The organism is Methylobacterium sp. WL64, assembly GCF_008039945.1.
Lineage (GTDB): Bacteria > Pseudomonadota > Alphaproteobacteria > Rhizobiales > Beijerinckiaceae > Methylobacterium.
The window spans coordinates 1-5,270 of record NZ_VRVA01000207.1 but is presented as its reverse complement, the minus strand read 5'-3'; the positions used below and the strand labels follow the sequence as shown (position 1 = coordinate 5,270).

The following is a 5,270-nucleotide window of genomic DNA, read 5'->3' as shown; positions in this document are numbered from 1 at the left end:
CCCCCGCCCCCGCCCCCGCCGAAGGGCGCGCACTTCCAGGTCGAGCGCGGCGATGCCCGGATCGACGTGAAATGCGCCGACGAGGAATCGATGAAGGCCTGCGCCGACATCACCCTGCAGCTGCTCGACAAACTCGCGACGCTGCGCCCCGGCGACGCCCGGTAGGCCCCACTCGGGGGGCGGGGCAAGAACCATCCCTGCCCCCACACGAAAACAGGAACAGGATCAACGCCATGACCGATACGCAGACCGAACCGTTCGACGCCGCCGGCACCGTCTGGGCGGTGTTCGGGCACCGCTTCGCCCTCGACGGGGCCGGGGGGCGGATTCTGGCGGATCTCGGCCCGAAGGGCGCCGCCGGGATCGTCCTGGCGGCCGGCGACCGGGTCTCGCTGCGGGGCACGCGCAAGCCCTCCGAGATCAAGGTCACCCGCCTTACGCTTGCGGACGGCTCGACCCGCACGATCGACTGGCCCGAAAAGGACGCCTCCAAGAAGGACGCCCGCAAGACGGGCGCCGCCAAGACGGAGGGTCACGGCCATCCGGTGGCCGATCCCGCCCTGGCGGTCCGGGCCGCGGAGGCCGCGGGCTACGCGGTCGCCGGCGCGCCGGAGCGGAAGCCCAGGCATTTCGAGCTGCAGGGCGCAAAGGACGGCGTGCGCCACACGGTCTACGTCGCGCTCGACGGGACGATCCGGAAGGCCGTGGCGCTGGCCGCGTAAAGGTCGGCGGACGCGCGGGCGCGGGTCCGGGCGCCCGCCAGAAGCCCGTCAGGCACTTGTGCCCGGCGCCTTGATCAGGCGGCAGCCGGTGATGCGCCACGTCCCATCGGCGTCCCGGGCGAGGCTGTACTCGGCGGTCCAGTCGACGCCGTACTCGTCCTGGATCGCCACCGACTGCACCACGCCCGCCTCCCCGGTGTCCCGGCCCTCGCCGAACACGAAGCTGCGGTGGCGGTAGACCGGGCGGTACTGGTTGCGCACCATGCCGATGAACAGGTCGGCGTTCGGGAACATCTCCCGGATCGCCGGGGCCGCCTGGGCGTAGGCGGTCGGCGCGTCGTCGCGCCCGAGCGCCTCGACCTGCCGGGTGATCACCGCCCGCGCCTCCGTCCGGGCGCCGTCATCGGCCGCCGCCGGCCCCGCGACGCCGGGGAGCACCAGGAGGGGGAGCAGCAGGAGGGCGAGCCACGCGCGCATCGACGGTCACTCCGATCGGGCGCCTCCCACGAGACCCCTGAGCCGACAGAACATCTAGACGGGCCGGGGCGGTCGGCAAGCACCGCGCGCGCAGGATGTGCAGATATCGCGCGCTGGTTGTGCAAGCCGCTGGAAAGAGAGGCATTTTCCGCCTCATGCCGGCGCACGGGTTTGCTTCTGTGCCCAGGTTTTGCGAGCGTCCGCTCGACCGACTCAAGCCCTGCGGGGCTCGGCCGAGCGAAGGAGAGGGCGATGGTGCAGAGCCAGGTGGACGCCGAGACCGTTCCCGTGCCCCTTCCAGACACCGTGCCCCTTCCCGACACCGTGCCGGCCGGGGACGTCGCCCCGATGAGCGTCGGGGTGTTCATCCCGATCGGCAACAACGGCTGGCTGCTGTCGGAGAACGCCCCGCAATACCGGCCGAGCTTCGCGCTCAACAAGCAGGTCACCCTCAAGGCGGAGGCGCACGGCCTGGATTTCGCCCTGTCGATGATCAAGCTGCGCGGCTTCGGCGGCAAGACCGAGTTCTGGGACCACAACCTCGAGTCGTTCACCCTGATGGCGGGGCTGGCCGCGATCACCACCCGGATCAAGCTGTTCGCCACCGCGGCGACCCTGTGCATGCCGCCGGCGATCACCGCCCGCATGGCCGCGACCATCGATTCGATCTCGGACGGCCGCTTCGGCCTGAACCTCGTCACCGGCTGGCAGAAGCCGGAATACGACCAGATGGGCCTGTGGCCCGGCGAGGCGTATTTCGCGAAGCGTTACGACTACTTGGCAGAGTATGCTCAGGTTCTGCGCGAGCTGTGGGAGACGGGTGCCAGCGACCTCAAGGGCACGTATTTCCAGATGAACGATTGCCGCCTGAGCCCCCGCCCGCAGGCGCCGATGAAGATCATCTGCGCCGGCCAGAGCGGGGCCGGCCTGGATTTCACGGCCCGCTACGCCGACTACAATTTCTGCTTGGGGAAAGGCCTCAACACGCCCACCGCGTTCGCCCCCGTGGTGGAGCGGCTGGCCGAGGCCAGCGCCAGGACCGGGCGGCGCGTGACCGCCTACGCGCTGTTCATGATCATCGCCGACGAGACCGACGCCGCCGCGATGGCGACCTGGGCGCATTACAAGGCCGGCGCCGATACCGAGGCGATCGCCTGGCTCGGCCTCCAGGGCGCGGCCGACACCAAGTCCGGCAGCGACACCAACGTCCGCCAGCTCGCCGACCCGACCTCCGCGGTGAACCTCAACATGGGCACCCTGGTGGGCAGCTACGCCCAGGTGGCCGCGATGCTGGACACGATCATGACGATCGACGGCGTCGAGGGCGTGCTGCTGGTGTTCGACGACTTCCTGAAGGGCCTCGACGCGTTCGGGACCCGGATCCAGCCGCTGATGCGGTCCCGCCGGCACGTGGTGCCGGCACCGCTCCGAGACGTGGCGTGACGAGAGAAGTGGCGTGATGGATTTGCAAGCCGGATTCCACGATCCCCAGGGCCGCCACGGCGGCGTGATCCTGCCGGCCCGGCCCGAGCCGATCGCCTTCGACCCGGCCGCGACCGCGCTTATCGTCGTCGACGTGCAGAACGCCTACGCCAGCCCGGGCGGCTATCTCGACCTCGCGGGCTTCGACGTGTCGGGCACCGGCCCGGTCATCGCCCGGATCGCCCGGGCGGTGGCCGCCGCCCGGGCGGCGGGCATCCGGATCCTGTGGTTCCAGAACGGCTGGGACCCGGACTATGTCGAGGCCGGCGGCCCGGGCTCGCCGAACTGGCACAAGTCCAACGCCCTCAAGACCATGCGGCGGCGGCCCGAGATGAACGCGCAGCTCCTGGCCAAGGGCTCGTGGGACTACGCCCTGGTCGATGCCCTGAAGCCGGAGCCCGGCGACATCGTGCTGGGCAAGCCGCGCTACAGCGGCTTCTACAACACGCCGCTGGACAGCATGCTGCGGGCCCGGGGGGTGAACACGCTGGTCTTCACCGGCATCGCCACCAATGTCTGCGTCGAGTCGACCCTGCGGGACGGCTACCACCGGGAGTATTTTGGAATTGTGCTCGCCGACGCCACCCACCAGGCAGGCCCGCGGAGCCTGCACGAGGGGGCGCTCGCCAACATCGAGACCTTCTTCGGATGGGTCTCGGACGTGGCTTCGTTCGAGACGGCGCTGAGCGCGCAGACACGCGCCGCCGCCGAATAGACCGCCCGCAATCCCCGCACCCGCACCGCGAAAGTCCCGAAACAATGCCGAAGCAGGTCGTCATCCCGCCGGGGTCGGGCAAGCCGCTCGCCCCCTACGTGCCCGGCACCCTGGCCGACGGGGTGCTGTACGTCTCGGGCACGCTGCCGCTCGATGCCGACGCCAACGTCGTCCATGTCGGCGACGCGGGCGCCCAGGCCCGGCACGTGCTGGAAACGATCAAGGGCGTGGTCGAGGCCGCGGGCGGCACGATGGACGACGTGACCTTCAACCACGTCTTCCTCAAGGACTGGGCCGATTACGCGGCGATCAACGCGGTCTACGCGGCGTATTTCCCGGGCGAGAAGCCGGCGCGCTACTGCATCCAGTGCGGCCTGGTGAAACCCGACGCCCTCGTGGAGATCGCCTCGGTGGCCCATATCGGCCGCTGATCAACGACCCCGAAGAAGCTGCGGCGCGAGGCCGGGCAGGGCGGCGGCCAAAAGTCCGGCCGCGCGCAGCACCTCCGCGGCCTCTTGCGGCGAGCGGCGGGCAAGAGCCAGGAGAAGCCGCAGCGGCACCTGCGCGCCAAAACTCGCCAGCGTGAGGGCGAGGGCCGCGACACGGCCGTGATGCTTGTGCGCATACAGGATCTGGCTGCGCAGGACGTAGAACAGCCGGCGGGCCCGCACCTGCCGGGTCGTGCCCTGGCCGACATGGTGGGCGACCGCACCGGCCACGTGCCGCACCGCGAAGCCGGCGGCGCGGGCGCGGGTGCAGAGGTCGGCATCCTCCCAGTAGACGAAGAAGCGGGGGTCGAAGCCGCCGAGCGCCGCGAACAGGTCCCGGCGGATCATCAGGAACGCACCCATCACCTGCCCGACGGCGCGGTCGTCGGCATGGTCCCATTCGACCAGAAAATGCGGCCGCACGAGTCCCAGCCGGTCGAGTGCGAGGGCGCGGCCGAGCAGGCCGAGACCCGTGGGCGCCCGGGCGCAGGAGCGCGCGGTCCGGCCGTCCGGATCGACCAGCCGGGCGCCGACGATCCCGGTGCGCGGGTCGGCCGACAGGGCGTCCAGGGCCACCCGGAGCGCGTCGGGGGCGACCTGCGTGTCCGGGTTGAGGAACAGGATCGCGGGGGCCTCCCCGGCGGCGGCGCCCTGGTCGCAGGCCCGGCCGAAGCCGCGATTCTCGGCGTTGCGGATCAGCCGGAGCGGGCGGGGCAGGGCGGGCAGGTCGTCCGCCGAGCCGTCCCGGGAGGCGTTGTCCACCACGATGACCTGCACGGCGGCGGCCTCCTGGACGGCCGCAAGGCTCGCCAGGCAGGCGCCGAGCAGGGCGCCGCCGTTCCAGTTGACGATCACCACGTCGAGGATCGGGCGCTGTGTCATACGCGATCCCGCGGGGGCCCGAGACGCCCGAGGGCGCCGTCGCGGGCGGCTCCGAGCAGCCGCAGCAGCACGGCGGGCCGCCAGCCCGAATCCGCCCAATACAGCCCGGCCTGGAGCGGCAGGTAGGCGGCCTGCGCGAGCTTCCAGCGCAGGGGCACGTGCGGCAGGCGCCAGGCATAGACCGCGTTGCGCAGGTAGGTCGCCATCCGGAACAGGGGCTGGCGCGGCATCGCGATCCCGAGGCCGCGGATCACCTCGCCGCCGACCCGGTGGGGGATCGCGACGTCCCGGGCGAGGTAGCAGCCCCAGCCCAGGCTCCAGGCGCGAAAGCACCATTCCAGCTCGACGCCGTCGATGAAGAAGTCGGCGCGGAACGGCCCGACCCGGGCGAGGGCGTCGAGGTCGATGAGCGAGCCGGAGGTCGCCAGGAACTGCACCGGAGCGAGGGCGCCGCAGGCTGGAGGGAGGGCGCCGCAGGCCGGCGCGCCGGGGCGGGCCGGGTAG

At 71.6% G+C, this 5,270-nt stretch carries 7 protein-coding genes; 4 read left to right on the top strand and 3 right to left on the bottom strand.

Annotated elements, in window-relative coordinates; all coding sequences use genetic code 11:
* Positions 1 to 233: 233 nt before the first annotated feature.
* The gene (locus FV242_RS32520) at positions 234 to 722 is read left to right on the top strand and encodes a hypothetical protein (RefSeq protein ID WP_147941816.1); all 489 of its coding nucleotides are present in this window, start codon (positions 234 to 236) and stop codon (positions 720 to 722) included.
* Positions 723 to 770: 48 nt separating this feature from the next.
* Here FV242_RS32520 and FV242_RS32515 read toward each other — a convergent pair whose 3' ends face one another.
* Positions 771 to 1,199, bottom strand: coding sequence for a DUF4864 domain-containing protein (locus FV242_RS32515; RefSeq protein ID WP_147910882.1), 429 nt, complete (start codon positions 1,197 to 1,199; stop codon positions 771 to 773).
* Between the two features lie 348 nt (positions 1,200 to 1,547).
* Here FV242_RS32515 and rutA point away from each other — a divergent pair, with 348 nt between their 5' ends.
* The 3 genes from rutA to rutC are packed head-to-tail and all read left to right on the top strand — an operon-like array spanning position 1,548 to position 3,827.
* On the top strand, positions 1,548 to 2,642 hold the full coding sequence (gene rutA, locus FV242_RS32510; RefSeq protein WP_147910885.1) for a pyrimidine utilization protein A: 1,095 nt from the start codon (positions 1,548 to 1,550) through the stop codon (positions 2,640 to 2,642).
* Positions 2,643 to 2,658: 16 nt separating this feature from the next.
* Positions 2,659 to 3,396, top strand: a complete 738-nt coding sequence (gene rutB / locus FV242_RS32505; protein WP_147941817.1) for a pyrimidine utilization protein B — start codon at positions 2,659 to 2,661, stop codon at positions 3,394 to 3,396.
* A 44-nt stretch (positions 3,397 to 3,440) separates the two neighbouring features.
* Positions 3,441 to 3,827 carry a pyrimidine utilization protein C gene (gene rutC / locus FV242_RS32500; RefSeq protein WP_147910883.1) on the top strand — a complete coding sequence of 129 codons (387 nt, stop codon included), beginning with the start codon at positions 3,441 to 3,443 and terminating at the stop codon, positions 3,825 to 3,827.
* On the opposite strand, the gene FV242_RS32495 is transcribed toward rutC, so the two are convergent.
* Positions 3,828 to 4,766 (bottom strand): glycosyltransferase family 2 protein, encoded by a 939-nt coding sequence (locus FV242_RS32495; RefSeq protein WP_147941815.1) that lies wholly within the window; start codon positions 4,764 to 4,766, stop codon positions 3,828 to 3,830.
* Positions 4,763 to 5,270 (bottom strand): glycosyltransferase family 2 protein (locus tag FV242_RS32490; protein WP_281407134.1); only part of this gene is annotated, 508 nt, incomplete at its 5' end. The genes FV242_RS32495 and FV242_RS32490, both read right to left, overlap by 4 nt.